Annotated in this window: 16 protein-coding genes, 1 tRNA gene and 2 pseudogenes; 7 read left to right on the top strand and 12 right to left on the bottom strand. The window is 39.7% G+C overall.

The window, feature by feature from the left end; translation table 11 throughout:
• Positions 1-89: 89 nt before the first annotated feature.
• Both R3O62_RS20710 and R3O62_RS20705 read left to right on the top strand, forming a co-directional pair.
• Positions 90-839: an ATP-binding protein gene (locus R3O62_RS20710; protein WP_005782625.1), complete on the top strand. Its 750-nt coding sequence runs from the start codon at positions 90-92 to the stop codon at positions 837-839.
• A gap of 14 nt (positions 840-853) precedes the next feature.
• Positions 854-1,221 (top strand): annotated as a pseudogene (locus R3O62_RS20705) (DMT family protein).
• A gap of 74 nt (positions 1,222-1,295) precedes the next feature.
• Here the strand turns inward: R3O62_RS20705 and R3O62_RS20700 are convergent.
• The 6 genes from R3O62_RS20700 to R3O62_RS20675 all read right to left on the bottom strand — a co-directional run bounded on the left by R3O62_RS20700 (position 1,296) and on the right by R3O62_RS20675 (position 5,761).
• Positions 1,296-2,312 (bottom strand): FAD:protein FMN transferase, encoded by a 1,017-nt coding sequence (locus tag R3O62_RS20700; protein ID WP_005807904.1) that lies wholly within the window; start codon positions 2,310-2,312, stop codon positions 1,296-1,298.
• A 70-nt stretch (positions 2,313-2,382) separates the two neighbouring features.
• Complete coding sequence (locus R3O62_RS20695; RefSeq protein ID WP_005782622.1) at positions 2,383-2,967, bottom strand: manganese efflux pump MntP family protein; 585 nt, start codon at positions 2,965-2,967, stop codon at positions 2,383-2,385.
• Positions 2,968-2,971: 4 nt separating this feature from the next.
• Complete coding sequence (locus R3O62_RS20690; RefSeq protein WP_005782620.1) at positions 2,972-3,724, bottom strand: DUF6048 family protein; 753 nt, start codon at positions 3,722-3,724, stop codon at positions 2,972-2,974.
• Positions 3,681-4,208 (bottom strand): DUF6452 family protein, encoded by a 528-nt coding sequence (locus R3O62_RS20685; protein ID WP_005807901.1) that lies wholly within the window; start codon positions 4,206-4,208, stop codon positions 3,681-3,683. The genes R3O62_RS20690 and R3O62_RS20685 overlap by 44 nt, the downstream gene beginning before the upstream one ends.
• A gap of 24 nt (positions 4,209-4,232) precedes the next feature.
• Complete coding sequence (locus tag R3O62_RS20680) at positions 4,233-5,186, bottom strand: glycosyltransferase family 2 protein (protein ID WP_005782616.1); 954 nt, start codon at positions 5,184-5,186, stop codon at positions 4,233-4,235.
• A 26-nt stretch (positions 5,187-5,212) separates the two neighbouring features.
• Complete coding sequence (locus R3O62_RS20675; RefSeq protein ID WP_032530334.1) at positions 5,213-5,761, bottom strand: DUF4199 domain-containing protein; 549 nt, start codon at positions 5,759-5,761, stop codon at positions 5,213-5,215.
• Between the two features lie 306 nt (positions 5,762-6,067).
• Here R3O62_RS20675 and R3O62_RS20670 point away from each other — a divergent pair.
• Positions 6,068-6,141, top strand: a tRNA-Thr gene (locus tag R3O62_RS20670).
• Between the two features lie 211 nt (positions 6,142-6,352).
• On the opposite strand, the pseudogene R3O62_RS20665 reads toward R3O62_RS20670, so the two are convergent.
• From R3O62_RS20665 to R3O62_RS20650, 4 genes and pseudogenes are all read right to left on the bottom strand, one after another.
• Positions 6,353-6,505, bottom strand: a pseudogene (locus tag R3O62_RS20665) (IS5/IS1182 family transposase); the annotation flags it as partial.
• A 366-nt stretch (positions 6,506-6,871) separates the two neighbouring features.
• Complete coding sequence (locus R3O62_RS20660) at positions 6,872-7,756, bottom strand: SDR family NAD(P)-dependent oxidoreductase (RefSeq protein ID WP_269109848.1); 885 nt, start codon at positions 7,754-7,756, stop codon at positions 6,872-6,874.
• Between the two features lie 699 nt (positions 7,757-8,455).
• Positions 8,456-9,313 (bottom strand): AraC family transcriptional regulator, encoded by an 858-nt coding sequence (locus tag R3O62_RS20655; RefSeq protein ID WP_269109847.1) that lies wholly within the window; start codon positions 9,311-9,313, stop codon positions 8,456-8,458.
• 733 nt (positions 9,314-10,046) lie between these two features.
• The gene (locus tag R3O62_RS20650) at positions 10,047-10,373 is read right to left on the bottom strand and encodes a cupin domain-containing protein (protein ID WP_005807889.1); all 327 of its coding nucleotides are present in this window, start codon (positions 10,371-10,373) and stop codon (positions 10,047-10,049) included.
• A gap of 310 nt (positions 10,374-10,683) precedes the next feature.
• Between R3O62_RS20650 and R3O62_RS20645 the strand changes: the two genes are divergently transcribed.
• Positions 10,684-11,973: an MATE family efflux transporter gene (locus tag R3O62_RS20645; RefSeq protein ID WP_032530328.1), complete on the top strand. Its 1,290-nt coding sequence runs from the start codon at positions 10,684-10,686 to the stop codon at positions 11,971-11,973.
• Here R3O62_RS20645 and R3O62_RS20640 read toward each other — a convergent pair.
• Positions 11,965-12,501 (bottom strand): GNAT family N-acetyltransferase, encoded by a 537-nt coding sequence (locus R3O62_RS20640; protein ID WP_122143135.1) that lies wholly within the window; start codon positions 12,499-12,501, stop codon positions 11,965-11,967. The two genes, R3O62_RS20645 and R3O62_RS20640, sit on opposite strands and share 9 nt — an antisense overlap.
• A gap of 1,287 nt (positions 12,502-13,788) precedes the next feature.
• Between R3O62_RS20640 and R3O62_RS20635 the strand changes: the two genes are divergently transcribed.
• Together R3O62_RS20635 and R3O62_RS20630 are read left to right on the top strand one after the other, a co-directional pair.
• Positions 13,789-14,283, top strand: coding sequence for a helix-turn-helix domain-containing protein (locus R3O62_RS20635; protein ID WP_227559961.1), 495 nt, complete (start codon positions 13,789-13,791; stop codon positions 14,281-14,283).
• Positions 14,284-14,662: 379 nt separating this feature from the next.
• Entirely contained in the window at positions 14,663-15,883 is a 1,221-nt protein-coding gene (locus tag R3O62_RS20630) for a tyrosine-type recombinase/integrase (protein WP_032539924.1), read from the top strand.
• Positions 15,884-16,072: 189 nt separating this feature from the next.
• Here the strand turns inward: R3O62_RS20630 and R3O62_RS20625 are convergent, their stop codons facing one another.
• A complete protein-coding gene (locus R3O62_RS20625) occupies positions 16,073-16,951 on the bottom strand; it encodes a helix-turn-helix domain-containing protein (protein WP_005782589.1) in 879 nt (292 codons plus the stop codon).
• A 271-nt stretch (positions 16,952-17,222) separates the two neighbouring features.
• On the opposite strand from R3O62_RS20625, the gene R3O62_RS20620 reads away from it, so the two are divergent.
• Complete coding sequence (locus R3O62_RS20620; RefSeq protein WP_250746835.1) at positions 17,223-18,458, top strand: fimbrial protein; 1,236 nt, start codon at positions 17,223-17,225, stop codon at positions 18,456-18,458.
• Positions 18,459-18,520 lie beyond the last annotated feature (62 nt).

Raw genomic sequence — 18,520 nt, 5'->3', positions numbered from 1 at the left:
AATAAACCTTTTTTCTCTTCTTCTATTATGTTAATTCTTCTTTAAATCATTCTTTTCTCTTACTTTTGCAGCCGATTTTTAAAAGAGTTATGGCACAGATTACGGAAGAAGAGAAAACCATTCGGCGTATCGAAAAACGGTTTAATAAAGGGATAGTTCAATATGGACTGATAGAAGAGGGAGATAAAGTGCTTGTCGGTCTTTCGGGAGGGAAAGATTCTTTGGCATTGGTGGAATTATTAGGTAAGCGTTCACGTATTTTCAAACCTCGTTTTTCGGTGGTGGCAGTACATGTGGTTATGAAGAATATTCCCTATCAGAGTGATTTGGATTATCTTCGTGCACATGCTGAAAGTTATGGAGTCCCGTTGGTTGTTTATGAAACCTCATTTGATCCTTCTACTGATACCCGCAAATCTCCTTGCTTTCTTTGTTCGTGGAATCGGAGAAAAGCCTTGTTTACAGTTGCCAAAGAACAGGGGTGCAATAAGATTGCTCTCGGACATCACATGGACGATATTCTGGAAACACTATTGATGAATATTACATATCAAGGAGCATTCAGCACAATGCCTCCACGGTTAGTAATGAATAAGTTTGATATGACTATTATTCGTCCGATGTGTCTGGTGCACGAAGCAGATCTGCTGGAACTCGCGCAGATACGTGGATACAGGAAGCAAGTAAAAAACTGTCCATATGAATCGCAGTCGAGCCGTAGTGATATGAAAGGAATACTCCGCCAATTGGAAAAGATGAATCCGGAAGCCCGATATAGCCTTTGGGGAAGCATGACGAATGTACAGGAAGAGTTACTGCCTAAAGAAGTAGAATTTTAATTTCAAATATAAGTATGAAAGGTGTTTATGCAATTTCGTTATTGATTGTTTCCAATATTTTTATGACTTTTGCCTGGTATGGGCATCTGAAACTGCAGGAACAAAAATGATCAGTAATTGGCCTCTGTATGGCGTGGTTTTGTTTTCATGGGTCATTGCGCTGGCAGAATATTCTTGTCAGGTTCCGGCCAATAGATTGGGGTTTAGTGGGAACGGGGGACCATTTTCATTAATGCAACTCAAAATAATACAAGAAGTGATCACTTTGATCATATTTACTGTCTTTTCTACTTTACTGTTTAAAGGAGAGTCATTACATTGGAATCATGTGGCTGCTTTTGTCTGTTTGATAGCGGCTGTATATTTCGTGTTTATGAAGTAGGCAGTTTGCGTCGGTATCTCCCGAAAGAATATCTCCGGAGAAAGGATATACATATTTCTCCGGGGGGATTCTTTTTATTTATCAAGATATTGTTCCATGTTTTTTGTGAAATAGCTTTTTAACTCCCCTTTCTCATCACTGTAGATAAAATAAGCACCTATGTTTGGGTGTGATTTTGTAAATGCCTCCGCTTCATCCAATCCCATTACCATAAAGGCTGTAGCCAATGCGTCGGCAGTCATGCAATCCTCTGCAACTACGGTTGCCGAAAGAATGTTGTGTTGTACCGGATATCCGGTACGGGGATCGATGGTATGGGCATACTTTTTGCCATCTTTATAATAAAAGTTACGATAGTTTCCGGAAGTAGCAATGCCGACATCTGTCAACTTGAGCGTTGTTTGTATCTCTTGATTGAGGGATAACGAATCGTCTACCGGTTTGTTAATGCCGATTCTCCATGCTTCATCTTTGGGATTCAGTCCCTTTACGACCAGTTCTCCACCTATATCGATCATGTAGTTCTTAATACCTTTGCTATCCAGATACCGTGCTACCACATCTACTGAATAACCTTTGGCCACTGCACTGCAACTTAACATCACTCGGGGATCTTCTTTTATTACTTTGCCGTCTTCCAGTTTCACTTTTTGGTAACCTGTGATTTGGAGCAGGCTGTCTATCATGGTTGAGTCAGGGAAGGCACCCTTCTTGAAACCGAATCCCCATGCGTTGGCCAACGGAGCTACTGTAATATCGAAAGCTCCTTGGGTTTCGGCTGAGATTTCCATGGATCTGTTGAAACAGGTTTGGAAGAAACTATCCGTTACAATTTCTTCGTTACGGTTGACACGGGTAATAACAGACGTGTCATTGAAAGGGGAGAGGGAACCGTCGAACCTCTTTAATTCAGCGTCAATTTCTGTTTTCAGATTACCGTCATATTGATAAGTAATATTATATACAGTACCGAATACAAGGCCGTTGATACTGTTGTAAGGTACCTGTTTATTGCGTTGAGCTAATATCCAGATCGTTCCCAGCAGAAGGATAGCCAGCCAAATAAAGCTTTTTCTTGTTTTCTTTTCCATAATGAATAAAAGTATGCAAGCGACAAACCTGTTTATGATTTTCCAGAGTCTTGTGGCTTGTGGTTGATAGCTAATTATTAAAGAATAAGTGTTCTATTAATATTTTGGTTCCGATAAGGATCAGTATAATCCCTCCCCATAATTCAGCACGGAGCTTTCGGGCAATACCACATCCAAAGCGGATGCCGAAGATGAGCCCTATAAGAGACATCAGAAAGGAAACAAATCCGATAATGCCCACCGGGTAAAGGATGGACGAGCAACTCTTAATACCGAGAAAAGCGAAAGACACTCCTATAGCCAATGCGTCAATGCTGGTTGCTATAGCCATTGTTATCACAACTTTCAAGCTTGCCGGATTAAATCTTTGGCAACAATCTTCTTCTTTAAAGGATTCTTTAATCATCCGTCCTCCCAGGAAAGCCAAGATCGCAAAGGCGATCCAATGATCAACCGATTCGATAAGATGACTGAATGTACTTGCTCCCAGCCACCCTAATAGAGGCATTATAGCTTGAAAAAGTCCAAAAAAGAATGCCATGACGAGCATGGGCCGCCATTGGATACGTTTTAAAATAATACCGCTTGCAATAGAGACAGCGAGACAGTCCATCGCTAAACCAATTGCAAGCAGCCAAATTTCTAATCCTGTCATGTCGTTAAAATGGTAGTTTATAAATCAGGGTATATGTGATACCTATGTTTGAAGAGTCATATTCACCGAACCCCGGTACATACCATGGATTTCCATGTTCGTTGACTGAAGCCGAGGTCTTGAACTTAAAGCGTAAGGTCCATCCCATATAGAATCTTTTATAGATTTGAACGTTTACTCCGGCTACTAACTCAAGCCATTGCATATTGGATTTTAGTCCATTGTAATGATAAGGTACACTTCCTCCCCAGATACCGTCTATTAATCCCGGATTGGCCATACTTCCACCATAAATAGGGTCGGAAAAGGGGGTACTTGAGATGTCGTATTTGAAACTGCTGAATCCATAACGCAGTCCCACATACAAATATTCTTTAACGACATTATAATCTACTCCGATACGGAAGTAAGGGGCTGCACTTTTGTAATGGATACCATTATCGCTCCAAGTATCTGTCTGTCCGAAACCTATTTCTGCTGTGGGGATAAATTTCCTTTTTAAGTTCACCCGTACATTTACTTCGGAACTTAGAAAATCCCCTCCAAGTAGTTTACTGCCTAACCCAAATAAGTCTACACCTACATACGTACCATTATAAAATGGAATCGTATCCACTTTTATCTCCTCTTTAGCTTTCTCTTTAGTGGAGGGACGTGCATTCGGTCTTTGTTGTTGTGCATGGAGCGGAAGACTGAATGCAAGACACAGCAGACTAACGATTGTAGCGGTAGAATATTTTAAGATTTTCTGTTCCATTAATGTTAGCTGCATTTGATTTGATATATATGGAGTCTATGCTATGATATTTCTTTTTATTGGTATCTGTATAATCGATCGGATGAATACTGATAATGTTTTGTTTCATACTGTATCCACAATCCATAGATTGGAAGTAGGGAGTATTGGTTTGTCGGATAACCATTGTATCTCTTAACAGGGGGGTATAATGAAACACAAGAATGGTAGAGTCACTTGTGTAGCGTAGAGGAAGGGCGATATCATGAACCTTTTTTTGATTATTGATGATAATTGAGTCAGTTCCGAACGCTGTTACGGTCAGAGAGTCAAGAGTGTCGTTCAGTACGGCTTTTGTTTCCGGATTGATGGTATACATATTGGCATAAACCATCGGACGTCCGGTCATGGAGCAGTCGCTCTCTTCCGAGCAAGCAGAAAAGATAGCACCGGTCAGTGGGTAAGCTATCATCAGGAAGAGTATCAGTTTTATTAATTTTTTCATCGTACAGGTTTCATTTATCATTCATTATATTATCTTTTCTATCAGGTAATTGTTACGTTCCGGAGCGTTTCGTGAGATCAGTTCACCAAGGAAACCAGCCAGGAATAGCTGTGTTCCGATAATCATGGCAGTCAGTGACAGATAAAAATAAGGGGAGTCTGTTACCAGGCGGTAAGGCATGCCGTGATTCATATTGTATAACTTACTGGCTCCTACAATAACCACTGAGATGAATCCCAGTATGAACATCAGTGAACCTAACAATCCGAAAAAGTGCATCGGCTTAATGCCGAATTTGGAAAGGAACCAGAGAGAGATTAAGTCAAGATACCCGTTGAAGAAACGGTTCCACCCGCCAAATTTGGTCTTTCCGAATTTACGTGCTTGGTGATGTACCACCTTTTCGCCGATCTTCTGAAATCCGGCATTTTTTGCCAGATAAGGGATATAGCGGTGCATTTCTCCATATACCTCGATGTTCTTCACTACGGCTTTACGATAAGCTTTCAGTCCACAATTAAAGTCGTGGAGGTTATGTATTCCCGAAACTTTGCGTGCAGTCGCATTAAATAATTTGGTAGGCAAAGTTTTCGATAGCGGATCGTATCTTTTTTGTTTGTATCCTGAGACAAGGTCATACCCTTCTTCGGTAATCATGCGATATAGTTCCGGTATTTCGTCGGGACTATCTTGCAAATCAGCATCCATAGTGATTACTACATCGCCTTCGGCTCGTTCGAATCCGCAATATAGAGCAGGTGATTTTCCGTAATTTCGTCGGAATTTGATACCTTTTACTGTGCTCGACTGTTTTTGGAGTGATTCGATAATCTCCCATGAACGGTCGGTACTACCATCATTTACAAAGATAACTTCGTACGAAAAGCCATTGGCTTTCATCACTTTCTCAATCCAGGCATAAAGTTCCGGGATGGATTCTTCTTCATTGAACAACGGTACTACAACAGATATATCCATTTTTTATATGAATTAGATATTATAAATTATAGAGGTTGTACCTCCGGTGATTTAGGCTTTCGCATTACAAATAAGGCAGTGGGGACGGCTAATATGCTGCCATAGAACACATTCTGCGACATCAGTTGCATGGTAATGTCTATCGGTGTCAATGTACTGATCATTTCCATCACTTCTTTGAGTTGTCCGATATAACCTTCTACGCCTGGTACATCTTTATTAGTCAATTCGTCGAACATTCCCATATAGGTGTTTACAATAAAACCATGGTCGATGAACCGGAAATAAATATAATGAGCTACTGCCGTAAGGAGTGCCGCAAACATATACATAAAGACAATAAATACCCATGCTTGCAGAAAACGGATGGAACCGCCACATACTTTGTCGCGATAGGTACGTGCGTAATAATATCCCATAAACGGAACTCCTAAAGTCAGTCCGAAAAACAGGAATAAAAGAAATGGAATAGATAATCCCAGTGGGAATAGAATGAACTTAAGTATCCAGTATACTCCCATATAGGTGCCAAAATGCATGGCATATTTTTGTAAGTTACTTCTGCTCTCTGTCATTTTATTAATAAATAGCGCACAAAGGTACAAATAATATTGGTTGGTATGGAATTTATGCCTGTTAAAGTTAATAAAGCTATCCGGACAGAAAAAAACATTTTTTTTTCGATTTTAAATCTCTGAAAAGTAGGTGCTTACTGATGAACCTTACAAAAAAATGCAAGCCCCCTATTGCAGGTTTAATAAAAATACCTACCTTTGCACCCGGGTAAGTCCTATACGGCCAGCTCCCTTCGAATCCTCCAGGGCTTGATCGCAGCAAAGGTAGTTGGTTGTAGCGGCGCGATATAGTAAGCTTACCCACTTGCCTCTTTAGCTCAGTTGGCCAGAGCACGTGATTTGTAATCTCGGGGTCGTTGGTTCGAATCCGACAAGAGGCTCAAAAAAAGAAAAGCATCTCGGTACTGAAAAACCATCTGTTTTTTCAGATCAGCCTTCTTGAAGAGCAAAAGTGAGAGTCGCCAAGTTAGAAATACTAACTTGGCGACTTTTCTATTTTTTTTAAAGCAAGCTCTTGAAACGCTTGATAGCCTCGTCCGTATGGACAAGCAAACACTTATCTTGATTAATTATGTAAAAAAGCAGCTTCCCTTAAATTAATTTGAAGATCCTCTTGATATTTGCTGCAAAGATGACCATAGCGCCTTGCGGTTGCATACAAGAGATCCCGTACGACAATGTCCTGTCGTATCCGAATACCTGCTTTAGTTCCGTGTTTTTCGCTTCTGTTTTATACCTTATACGGGACTTGGCTTTAAGGTCTTCCATATCTTGAAAGATCAACTGCGAGCCCCCGTATGAGTAGCATCAACTATGATGGCTTTCGATTTCATAATGCCTTTCTCGATTGCTATGGACACAGTCTTGCCGATTAGTTAGAAGGATCAGCAGATCTTTGGACAAATCAAGAACCTGATCCTTAGGAGGGTGCTTTTTCAGTGCCCTGAAGATTTTCGGGGGCAGCTTTTTATTTGGAGTATCATTTAAATTAGGGACAAGGACCGATCTTTGTTTTGAAAATAAAGTGTATCATGAAGCAGGAAAGTGGAGACGGTTTTAGTACATTATACCATATTCCATTTACTTCTGTATGTTTGGTTTGGAACTATATTATTCCGTGTAAATCATCTTTTTAGTCATCCCTCCGTCAATCGTGATATTTTCACCGTTGATAAAGTCATTTCCTTCTTCACAAAGGAATCTACACATGCGGGCTATATCTTCCGGTTTACCGACTCTTCTTGAAGGGTGTTGTGCATGATCCTCCGGACGGAGACAATCGTAGTCATGGGTTTGTATCCAGCCCGGCGCAATAGAATTGACTGTGATATGAAATTGAGCAAGTGACAAGGCTAACGCATGTGTTAGTGAATAGATTCCCCCTTTAGAGGCTGCATACCCCTCGCTGCCGGATTCACTCATTAAATATCTGGTAGAGCAGATGTTGATGATTCTTCCGTACGGATTGGGTGTTGTTTGCGATTGACGGTGGAGAGCCATGAAGTGTGAAGTAATGAATACCGGGCGTAGATTAATGGATAGAATTCTGTCGAAATCTTCTACGCTTGTTTCAGTGACAGGAGAGAAGTCACTGATGGCTGCGTTATTGATTAAGACATCAATGTCATCCCATTCCTCAATGATGCGTTGCATGCAGTGTTCAAGCATATCCTTGTCACTTATGTCAACTTGATGGAAAATGGCTCCTGTTTCTTCTGCAGTACGCTTTCCTGCTATTTCGTCTTTGTCACAAAATGCCACCCGGTACCCACTTTTACAGAATATTTCTACAGTAGCTTTACCAATTCCATTGGCTCCTCCCGTTACAAATACTCTTTTATGATTATGGGGCTCTGTTGTCGTTTGAGCCGCTTGTTCCCTTTTAGCAGAGTGAGTGATATTCGTTTTCTTTTTGCCATATTTGCGTGCTTTTTCCCAAGCCGCTTTTCTGGCTTCGTATTGCTCGTATTGTCTTTCGATATAATTGTCTGCCATAATATTTAGGTATTCAAATTGGGTATATGGTAATGATTCTTAGGTTGTTTATTTGCACCGATGCTGCATATTGGACTAATTGATTACCAATAGTTTGAAACTTAAATGGTAGAAAAGTCCGTTTTGCCCTTCTTTTTCTTCGCTGAACGAATGCAAAGATAGTGCGTTTTTCTGTTATAGGAAAGCAAGTGAAAAATACTTTTGAGAAACATTGTGTGAAATCATGTTTCCGGACATTGATTTACAGGTGTTGTTGTGGATGAATTGCAAAGTATAACTGGTAGTGTTTATGGTGTGGGTTCAACCCATCTCATGAATCTTACGCAGTGCAGGAAAAGACAATCTGATATATATATGTATGATATTATCCTATATGCTGCAAATTCGCATCAGCGAGAGAGACTTGTTTAAAAATGAGTTTTATCGTTTAGCTGATTGATATCATCCTAAAACGAAAAATATATCAGAGAAAGCTTGCCAACGATATAATAAACTTGTTACCCAAGGCAGTATGCCATCGAAGCATTTATAAGATTCTTACATTATTGCTTTAAGGGGGATTGGGATAATCATGAGGTTGATAGTTAGGTTTTTAGGTTTATAGTGTCTTGCTTGTTCTGACTTTTCTTATGGCATTTCCAGATTGTGAACAGGTTGGCAAAGTAGTATCACGTTTTGCCAACCTGTATTCTTTGGAATTTATTCGACCGGAATGTAGATTTCGGTTAATAATTCTTCGGGAAGAGTACATGAAGGATCATTAAGGTATCTTTCGGCACTGGGTTCATCTCTTAGGGTACACTCCATTTCGGGTAAATATTTGCCGTAAATTGTATCATATACAGCTTGTAACTGATCGTATGGCCCCTGGTAGAGGAAGATTGCATAACGTCCCGCAGGCAATTGTTTGAATCCGACATTTCCTTTTGGAGTTGCGCTTGTTGGTAACAACATACATACATCCGTCCGAAGTTTTCCGGCGGGAGTCACTTTAGGATCATCATGGTAGATGCAGAGAGGTGAAGGATCTCCCATCGGAAGCTTTTCTTCTTTCACAAACTGAATCAGACGTATCCAGGTGCCTGCATAGTCATTGAGTTTATAGTCACCGAAGAGACGGATGTAAATTGCATTTCGTTGGGGAAGTTCCCTGATTTCCTTTTTCAATTCCAGATCCGGTTTGATAATGGCTGGTTTCATAATTACAAAGTTTTTATTATTACGATATTCTGTTGGTGAAATACCATACATCTGTTTGAATATTTTAGAGAAAGAGGATGGAGAAGCATATCCGATCCGGTAGGCAATATCAGCTATCGGAGCGGATGAATAGCGTAATAGGCGGGCTGCGGCCTCGGTGCGTGTCCGGACGATAAAAGTACCGACGGGCTCGCCTAAAAAAGCTTTCATGATGCGGTGAAAATAAAAAGGAGAGAAATGGGAAATCCTGGCCAGTGATCTCAGGTCAATTTCTTCACCTAAGTGGAGATTGATATAATCTACCACTGCGTTCACACACTTCTGATACTCTTCTTGCGTTGTCTTTTTTCCTTCCATGATTCAATTGGTATTTCAATGCTGCAAAGATAGGGTGAAAAGAGAGAAAGGACTTGTCCGATGTTGCGGAATACAAATAAAAATGCAATTGGTCTTATTCGGGAACAGGGCTTGCCGGATTCATTTAGGGAGCGCGGCTGCCGGTTACTTTCTATTCGGGTATTCATAGGCTTGGAGCAGAATTGGTTTTAAGAGATATAAAAAGAATCGGGAATAAATCCGATAGGATACGTCAACGGGATGTTTTAAGTTTAAAAGTTTGATATAAAAGATTGGATATGTATACTCGGATTTACATCCTAAAAAAACAGGACAAATGGCCTTGGATTCACTTGCCCGGAAGTTAACCCCCAACCCCCGGACGTACCTTACTAAAGTTTCTTTTGTTTCTTGGATAAATTGTTGTCTCCCCGTCGAACTCTTCATCTTAGCGGCTAAGATGTGCATCTTGGCAGGCAAGATATACATCTTGGCGGCTAAGATATGTATCTTGCCAGCCAAGATACAGTTTAATTGCTTCTTTTAACAAGTTTTCTTCCAATACTTCAGAATTCGGGGCAGAATGATATCCTATTTAATAATTTACGATTCAGCCTCTTCCTGCCTTTTTTGAAGCTTTCGGACCTTTCTGAAAAATAAACAAATAAGCCCGTCTTACAAAAAATGATTTGATATGGGAATATCCGAAGTATTCATAAGATGGATTAGTACACAGCTGCCTTGCCTCCAGATGTTACTCTTTGATCATTGTCAGCAACATCTTAAACCTTTCAATAGCTGTCAGTGCATGCGGCGCGTTGGCCGGAAACACGATACTTTCTCCGGCTTTCACCGTAAACTCCTGACCGTTTACTATCATATTCGCACTTCCTTCCAATATTTGTACCAAAGCATCGAACGGGGCACGATGCTCACTAAGTCCTTCTCCTTTGTCGAACGAGAATAGAGTGATATTCCCGGCAGGACTCTTGATCAACTGTTTACTGATAATTCCTCCTTCGGAATATTCCACTAATGAAGGCAGGTGGAGTACGGCTCCCTTTTTAAAAGACTGTTCCATATTCAATATTGTTTTTTGAGTAGATACGAAGATAGAACGTTTGAAGAAAAAGATTGTTTATCTGTTTCTTTTTTCTACCTTTGCCGCATATTCATTATTAAGTCATTGATCTTCCGAATGAAACTCTGCATATAGCTACGCTCAACGAATAGCTCCCGATTTATAAAGCTATTCAGCTATCGGACAGATGCTCCGGCGTCTTTCCCCGAGTTTTTTATATCCGTTTATTTACCCGTTACGTGCATATAGGTACAACCGGACTCGTATGTCTGTTTGATACCTGAATGTGCCGTTTTCATTCAATTGAGCAATGAATTATACTTATCGACAAATAGGACTTATCAATTATCCTGTGATGCTGAGCATCCTGATGGAACAGTTAATCAATATAACCGATGCTATTTTTTTAGGACATGTCGGTGAAGTGGAATTGGGAGCTTCCGCTCTTGCCAGCATCTATTATCTCGCTGTTTACATGTTGGGATTCGGTTTCAGTCTGGGTCTGCAAGTGATGATCGCCCGCCGTAACGGTGAGAGGCGTTATGCCGGAACAGGCAGAACCTTCTTTCAAGGATTGTTTTTCTTAAGTGCTCTGGCTGTCCTTCTGAGCTTCTCTTCTTATTTCTTTTCACCATTTATCCTGAAGTATTTCATTCACTCGCCTGAGATCTATCGTGCCGTGACCGATTACCTGGATTGGAGATGTTTCGGCCTGCTGTTCTCTTTCCCGTTTCTGGCCTTCCGTTCTTTTTATGTTGGCATCACCCGGACCAATGCTTTGTCGTGGGCGGCGATGACGGCTGTTTCAGTCAACATCCTCTGCAACTATCTGTTTATTTTTGTTTGGGGTAAGGGAATAGCAGGTGCGGCCTTAGCCTCTTCTCTGTCTGAGGCTGCTTCCCTCCTGATCGTTGCCGTTTATGCTTGGGTGAAAGTGGACGGGAGAGAGTTCGGACTTAAACCACTATATGACAAACGGTTGTTGGTCGAACTGCTGCGTCTCTCCCTATGGAGCATGTTACACGCTTTTATCAGCGTTGCTCCGTGGTTTCTGTTTTTTGTAGCAATTGAACGGTTGGGGGAGGCGCAACTTGCTGTTTCCAATATTATAAGGAGCGTTTCTACCGTCTTCTTTGTTATTGTCAATTCGTTTGCCGCTACTACAGGGGCACTGGTCAGTAACCTGATCGGAGCGGGGGAGAGGCGATTGTTGTTTCCGCTCTGCCGGAAAATTGTGAAGTTAGGTTATGCAATTGGTTTTCCTCTGATAGTATTGGCTGCGTGTTTTCATCGGCAGATTGCCGGGCTTTATACGGATAGTACCCGACTGATAGAAATGTCAGCCGTCCCTTTTATAGTGATGCTGTTTAATTATGTGTTTGCCTTGCCGGGATATGTGTATATCAATGCGGTGACGGGTACGGGAAAAACCCGTACCGCCTTTCTGTTTCAGTTGACAACGATTGCTGTCTATCTGGCCTATTTATATCTGCTGAGCCGATATGCCGGGGTCCCTTTGGCTGTCTATCTGATGGCGGAATATCTTTTCGTGATTTTGTTGGCTATCCAGTCCGTCCTTTATTTGCGGGCGTCATCGTAACATTTCCTTTTTCAGGTAGAAGCATAAATGATCGTATACATGGCCGTCATAAGTCGTTTCCGCTTCGTGGAGGATACCTTCGTATACAAATCCGTGCCGTTCCAGCAAATGTCGGGAGCGGGTATTATGCGGATAGCAGTTTGCCGAGATCAAATGCAGCCCCAGTACGTTAAATCCATAATCCAATACGGCATGTGTTGCTTCCGAAGCTATTCCTTTTCCCCAATGGCACTCCTTCAGCCAGTATCCTAACATGCGTGTCTGGGGATTCTCCCGTTTGGGATCGGGAATAATGCCGATAGAACCCACCAGAGAATTATTCTCTTTCAGAATCATAGCAAAGACTCCTTCATTCCCCATAAATACCGTATGCAGGATTTTTTTGGAGTCTTCGATACTTTTGTGAGGTTCCCAACCGGCGTTATTTCCCAAATTCGGGTTCTGGCAGCATTCAAAGAGTTCCTGTAAGTCCGTTTCCCGGAAAGGGCGGAGAAGGAGGCGTTCGGTTTCTAAAGTGATGGTGTCCATAAGATTATAATTCATATTTGGGGTACAGTGAAATTGGATTCTTCTGCAAAGATGGTATTTTTATTTCTAACCTTGCACGGTCTATCTCTTTTTTATTATCCGATTTACCATATCTTTGGCGGAAAATCCGGAAAAACAATGGATCCAATTTCGGAAGTGTAAGCCCTCGTTTATAGTTGACAAAAAAACAAGTATCCCGGCTTTCCCCCGAAGAGTCCATCCATGAGGTGAAGAAGCGAATTTTAGAATAAACCATCTGAAAATCAATATCTTTAAAAAGTAAGATTTCTATCCTCAAAAGCTTTGTTTTAACACAGAGTTAAAGCTTGTTCTTTGGATGTGAATAACAAGTTCTTTAAATGCAAAAGACTTATTATTTGCACATAAGAACCTGACAACCTGCAAAAGGCGTTAACAATGTTAATTGAAGAAAGGTATAAGGATGAAGATATCGGTTCAGACGGCACAAATTCACTTCCGAAACTTGAGTTATCTTATTCAGCCGGTGTCTATTTTTTTTAAGCAAGCAAAAAGGACAATTATCAACTTGAAAATAAAGAAATAAAGAATTTACCACCAAATTTGAAGAAGAACCTCTAAACTAAACAATACATGATTTAGATAATGTAGAGAGAATTTATGATTCTAATAATGAATGTATCATGTGTGTGTCAAAGGAAACTGCTTCTGAAAAAAACGTCATTATAAGCTCTTTATATTAAATATTATTATCTATATTTGCGTTCATAAATCAGATGGACCCTTTCATAATGGAGCTATGTGTAGTACTTGAAAAACAAACAAAACAGTAGCTCTGATAATTGGCTGCTTGTCTTTAAAAGCATATCGAGTGCACCTTATTGAAAAAAGATGTATGCTGACTGTAAATGTACTTGCGATATACCCATATATATATAATAAATGCAAAACTTAAGCCCCAACCAACTAATATGCCCTTATTATTCTCCGGATTATAAGGTTATACCTCAGTACATCGAAATGAAAGCCGGGGAATCTCTGGAACTATGCAGTAAAACAAGTAATTATTTTGTTTTCTTATTTACGGGAGGTATTATCATTGATTTTAATCACTATATCAACCGTCCTATATCTGAAAATGAAATGTTCTTCTTACCCAAGAATAATAAATTTAAATGGAAAGCAATTACTAAAACAACCCTGATGCTTACAGGGTACAATGCATCGGTTTTTCCATGTTCGAATGTGAAAAATAAAATACTTTTCAAGAGGAAAAGTACAGTGAAATTCCTATGCCGGGGTATTCCTATGAAAGAGGAAATGAAAAGTCTGGTTTATCAAATTAAAAACTATGTAGATATTGGAATAAACTGTCACCATCTATACCTTCTAAAATACAAAGAAATGCAACTGTTGTTCAAGCATTTTTATACTCAGGAAGAAATAGCACAGATATTTTATATGTCATTGGGTAACAGTCCGCTTTTTGTCGAAATAATTTTAGGTAATTACTCAAAAGTGAAAACCTCAAAAGAATTAGCTCACTTGTTGGGATACAGTATGAGACAATTTGAGAAGCTTTTTAAAGAAAACTTTGATGAAACCCCTTATAAATGGATGCAAGAACGTAAAGTCAAGCAAATCCTTCAGAAACTAAAGGATCCCGATATTCCATTAAAGCAAATCATGTACGAATTTAAGTTTAACACCTCCTCACACTTTAATTTCTATTGCAAGAAGCATTTAGGGGGGACTCCGATGCAGGTAAGAAACGGACATAAAGACAATCTTATATCTAAATAGATTACCCGTTGTTGATTCGCAGTATTTCTGCGCTGATTGGTAGTTTATATGTGGATCTATAGGGTTATATTTGCAACAATTTAAGAAGTGATCTTAAACGATTGGGAAGATTGTTGCAAATTAGCAACTCTGCAATGATGGTTTTGCTCGATCCATGAGCAAAAACCGGTGTGATAGGATCCAATTTCAGGCCATTACCTTTTGAACAGCGCCTGTCCTAACAGAGTTTCCGAAAGCGCTTGTTCAGAACATTTGTGACATATTTTTTTTCTCGGTGTTAAAGCATAAAAAAAGGACGATGCTTGTACTGTGCGTATTTGTCGAAATCACCTTTCTTTGTTGCCGAAAAATTAATTATGTTATACTCAAATTAAAATTTATGGCAACAGTAAAATTAAAGCTAAACAAATCGAGAGCATTGAAAGACGGAAGTTACCCTGTGGTATTTCAACTTCTTCACCAGAGAAAAAAAGAGATTGTATATACTAAATACCGTATGAAGGAAAATGAATTTATACCAGTTTTAGAAAAGGTCAGTTCCAACAATTATGCCGATTGCAAGATCAGCCGGGAACTACATAAGATGACCAGATCGTTCTATCTGCAGATAAAGCGGCTTGAAGCGACTGGAGATGAATATACCGTGAAGGAGATAGCTTCCGCTGTTGCTCACAAATCTGCGGGGAAATACATCTTATTAGATTTTATTGACTCACAGATAGCCTGGAAAAAGTCAATGAAAAAAGATGGTATTGCGGCAGCCTATCGTAGCACACGTTCCTCCCTGGCAAAATTTGTCGGCTCAAAGCAGGTGAAAATGTCCCAGATCAACCAACGATTCGTAACCTGTTACAAAGACTTTTTGTCTTGCAATGGAGTCAGTGAGAATACAGAGGCATATTATATGCGTAACTTCCGGACCCTATATAACCTGGCTGTAAAAGACGGCTTCGTGCCTAAATGCACTTATCCGTTCAAAGACATTTGCACCAAACCGTGCAAAACCGTAAAACGGGCCTTGGATAAAGAGCAGATGTTACGGTTAACGCAATCCGATCTTGGAGCCAATCCGGAACTGATGCAATCCCGGGCTCTCTTTTTATTTGGCTTCTATGCCCAAGGAATGGCTTTTGTAGATATTATTTTTTTAAGATGGAAAAATATTTGTGGAAATTCAATAAGCTATAGGAGGCATAAATCAAAACAGACTATTCAGATAACAATTACTCCCCAGATTCAAGCCATCCTGGATGAATACGGGATTAATAAAGAGAATGTGGATGGCTATATATTCCCTATAATCCAACCTGTGATTAACCCTCAAACGGATAAAAACGAATATGAACAATACCGCGTAGCTTTGGGGCGGACAAACAGACACCTGAAAACCATATCCGAAAAATTGGGGATTGCTCCGTCACTGACAACATACACCGCCCGTCATACTTGGGCAACATTGGCGAGGGAATATGGCGCACCCGTTGCTACAATCAGCACCGGTTTAGGACACACGAAAGAAGAAATGACCTTGGTATATCTTAAAGAGCTCGATCGGAGTAATCTTAAGAGAATCAATGGTTTGATCAACAGCCTATTATAATGCAGAGTCATCTTATTTTAAAAAGGTGTCTTTTATAACACTCTATTCTATAATAGAGATGCAGGCTACAAAATCATGGATTCTGTATGTTTTATGATGCAAAGATAGACCATCCACTATTTGTATTTATTGCCAAAAAGAATGTTTTTTTTCACATTTTGTACTTATAGGCGTAATTCAGGCAAAAAACTACTGATCCATAGTCTGATACTTTATAATCAATTCTCGTGGTGTACAATCAAAATGCCGTTTGCAGTAATGCGTAAAATGAGCCTGAGAATCAAAATTGAACTCTTCCATTAACTCTCCAATCGTAGTTTCCGATTCCATTACCTTATTTAAAATACGCTGATTACGTTGTTTCAGCAACCATTGTTTGGCAGTTGTTCCGAATACCTGCTTAAATTTACAGTGAAAATTACATTTTCCCATGTTTGAAAGGGAAATAAGTTCATTCACATTATTTACTTTGGCACAGTTCCCGATGATAAAATCTTTGAATGATAACTCTGTTGCTAAAATCGGGTAAAATAAAAGTGTCAATTCTTCTTTGGTATAAAAACAGCGAAGTAAAAAAAATAGCTCTTGTTGTAACAAGCCATGAAAATGTCCGCAATCCATTTTCTGCTTCAGACAATGCGTTACAAGCTCCAGAAAAGGAGGAAGCGGATAACGTATTTCGACCGGTTCAAAATTATAATTGAGCTTATCACAGAGTCCTGTCAACGACTGTAGCGTAAACTTATCACAAAGATTTAAAGGAATGCCAAACGACAACGAGAGCAAGCGGCTTCCCGCCCTTACCTCCATTTTTATCGTGGCCATTTTAGGTAACAAAATGATTGATCCTGCCTGGAATTTTCGGTCTTTGAACTGATTATAGTTGATGACACATTCTCCTTCAAGCATGAATACGATATGATTCCATATAGTCTCCTTTTCCAGTATGACTTCATCTTTTTTAAACTCAATATATTTGAATCCATTTTCCAATTTCTCACGGTAATTTCTACATGACAAATGTTCTTGTATATAGAGCAATTTGTTCAGTGATGTTTTCTTATTCATAGACTTTTCTTTTTATTGTTTTTTTTCGTTTTGTTTCAGCAATGTTTCAACATCATGTCGATAATAAATTCATATAATATTGAAACACTGCTAATTCTATTTTTTATTAAAGTATATCTCTATAATTACTTAATATTCCTTCATAATAGGGAATCTGTAACAAACTGTTAATCATAGTCTTAGAATTGTTTTTATCGGAAATAAGTCTCTATTATAGAATAGAACTTTAAAACCAAACGAAAAAAATATTTTATTAATTAAACATCAACGAATGAAAGTAAAAAGTTTATTATTGTCCATGTGCGCGATAGCGGCATTGGCAAGTTGTTCAAAGAACGACGATCGAATCCCGGGTGGTGGGAGCGATGCAGAGGAAGCGAGGGTGACTATTCAGCTTGCAAATGAGCAGGTACCGACTACAAAAGCAATTGTGGGTACGCAGGATGCTGGCATTAATACGTTATCAGCTCTTTTTTATAATGATGCAGGTGTGCTCATAGGCGCACCTCAGTCGGTGACGGGAGATAAACAGACGCTTGTAACTACTTCAGAGGCTTGTAAAGTTATTTTGGTAGCTAATGTGCCGACTAGTGTAGATCTGAAGAAGGCAAGTACCTTATCTGCTTTAGAGGCTCTGACATTTTCCTCTGTTGAAGGTGCCGACCCGTATACTATTAATCAGAAAGCAACTAACTTGACAATGGTTGGGGCTACTGATTTTACGTTGGAAAAGGACCCGAATGGCATATACACTACTAAGGTAACAGTAAAGATGCATTTTATTGCTGCAAAAATTACATCTGTAACCCTAACGGTAGATGGTGCGGCTGCTTCCGCGGAGAATTATGCAACTGGAGGAGAACATGACCTTACTGGCGATTTGTCTCAGCCCGGCAATAAATGGTATTACTTCATTGAAGCTTATTTGCAACTTGCGAATACTGTATCTCGATTATATCCGGGTGATGTTGCGAACTGGACTAAATTTGATAGTAAAATGCAAGCTGCTGACTTCAGGTATATAGGTGGTAAGAAATGGGATAGTGGTCAGGCCGATCCTGATAATCCATGGGATGCAGCTATAACCCCTGCTCCGTTGCAAACAAATGATTATAATGGAACAATTACTTTCAGTTCAGGTACTTTCTCTGATGTATTTACGAATAGGTATTTATTAGAAAACAACGCTATATCAAATAAAACTGTATTGGTTCTCCATGGAAAGTGTAAAGTGAAAAATGCACCAGGTTTAAGCCCTGCTTATAAAGTCATTGATAGATATTGGAACATAACTTTTGGCGCAAATACGTCGGATCAACCGTATCTTAAAGCAGGAAACTCTTATACAATTAAGCTAACTCTAAAAAAGAGTTTTGACCCTGATAATGGAACTGCCGGCGGTGGTGGCGGCGACCCGACTGTTGAAGTAAAAGATGCTAACGTTGAGGTAACAGTAACACCAGCTACGTGGAATCCTGCCCCGGAGATTAATAAGGTATGGGATTAATCTCCTATCACACGGATTAAAAATATTCTTCACTTCCCTTTATCGGAATGGATAGAGGAATA

This window comes from Bacteroides hominis, from assembly GCF_033042785.2.
Lineage (GTDB): Bacteria > Bacteroidota > Bacteroidia > Bacteroidales > Bacteroidaceae > Bacteroides > Bacteroides hominis.
The sequence above is the reverse complement of the archived record's forward strand: the minus strand, read 5'-3'. Positions and strand labels throughout refer to the sequence as shown.

Coding starts and splice junctions, on each gene's coding strand:
- R3O62_RS20655 (WP_269109847.1), bottom strand. CDS start 9,313: ATGGAAGGAAAAAAGACAACGCAAGAAGAGTATCAGAAGTGTGTGAAC.
- R3O62_RS20695 (WP_005782622.1), bottom strand. CDS start 2,967: ATGACAGGATTAGAAATTTGGCTGCTTGCAATTGGTTTAGCGATGGAC.
- R3O62_RS20660 (WP_269109848.1), bottom strand. CDS start 7,756: ATGGCAGACAATTATATCGAAAGACAATACGAGCAATACGAAGCCAGA.
- R3O62_RS20630 (WP_032539924.1), top strand. CDS start 14,663: ATGGCAACAGTAAAATTAAAGCTAAACAAATCGAGAGCATTGAAAGAC.
- R3O62_RS20620 (WP_250746835.1), top strand. CDS start 17,223: ATGAAAGTAAAAAGTTTATTATTGTCCATGTGCGCGATAGCGGCATTG.
- R3O62_RS20700 (WP_005807904.1), bottom strand. CDS start 2,312: ATGGAAAAGAAAACAAGAAAAAGCTTTATTTGGCTGGCTATCCTTCTG.
- R3O62_RS20635 (WP_227559961.1), top strand. CDS start 13,789: ATGAAAGAGGAAATGAAAAGTCTGGTTTATCAAATTAAAAACTATGTA.
- R3O62_RS20650 (WP_005807889.1), bottom strand. CDS start 10,373: ATGGAACAGTCTTTTAAAAAGGGAGCCGTACTCCACCTGCCTTCATTA.
- R3O62_RS20675 (WP_032530334.1), bottom strand. CDS start 5,761: ATGACAGAGAGCAGAAGTAACTTACAAAAATATGCCATGCATTTTGGC.
- R3O62_RS20710 (WP_005782625.1), top strand. CDS start 90: ATGGCACAGATTACGGAAGAAGAGAAAACCATTCGGCGTATCGAAAAA.
- R3O62_RS20685 (WP_005807901.1), bottom strand. CDS start 4,208: ATGAAAAAATTAATAAAACTGATACTCTTCCTGATGATAGCTTACCCA.
- R3O62_RS20625 (WP_005782589.1), bottom strand. CDS start 16,951: ATGAATAAGAAAACATCACTGAACAAATTGCTCTATATACAAGAACAT.
- R3O62_RS20690 (WP_005782620.1), bottom strand. CDS start 3,724: ATGGAACAGAAAATCTTAAAATATTCTACCGCTACAATCGTTAGTCTG.
- R3O62_RS20640 (WP_122143135.1), bottom strand. CDS start 12,501: ATGGACACCATCACTTTAGAAACCGAACGCCTCCTTCTCCGCCCTTTC.
- R3O62_RS20680 (WP_005782616.1), bottom strand. CDS start 5,186: ATGGATATATCTGTTGTAGTACCGTTGTTCAATGAAGAAGAATCCATC.
- R3O62_RS20645 (WP_032530328.1), top strand. CDS start 10,684: ATGAATTATACTTATCGACAAATAGGACTTATCAATTATCCTGTGATG.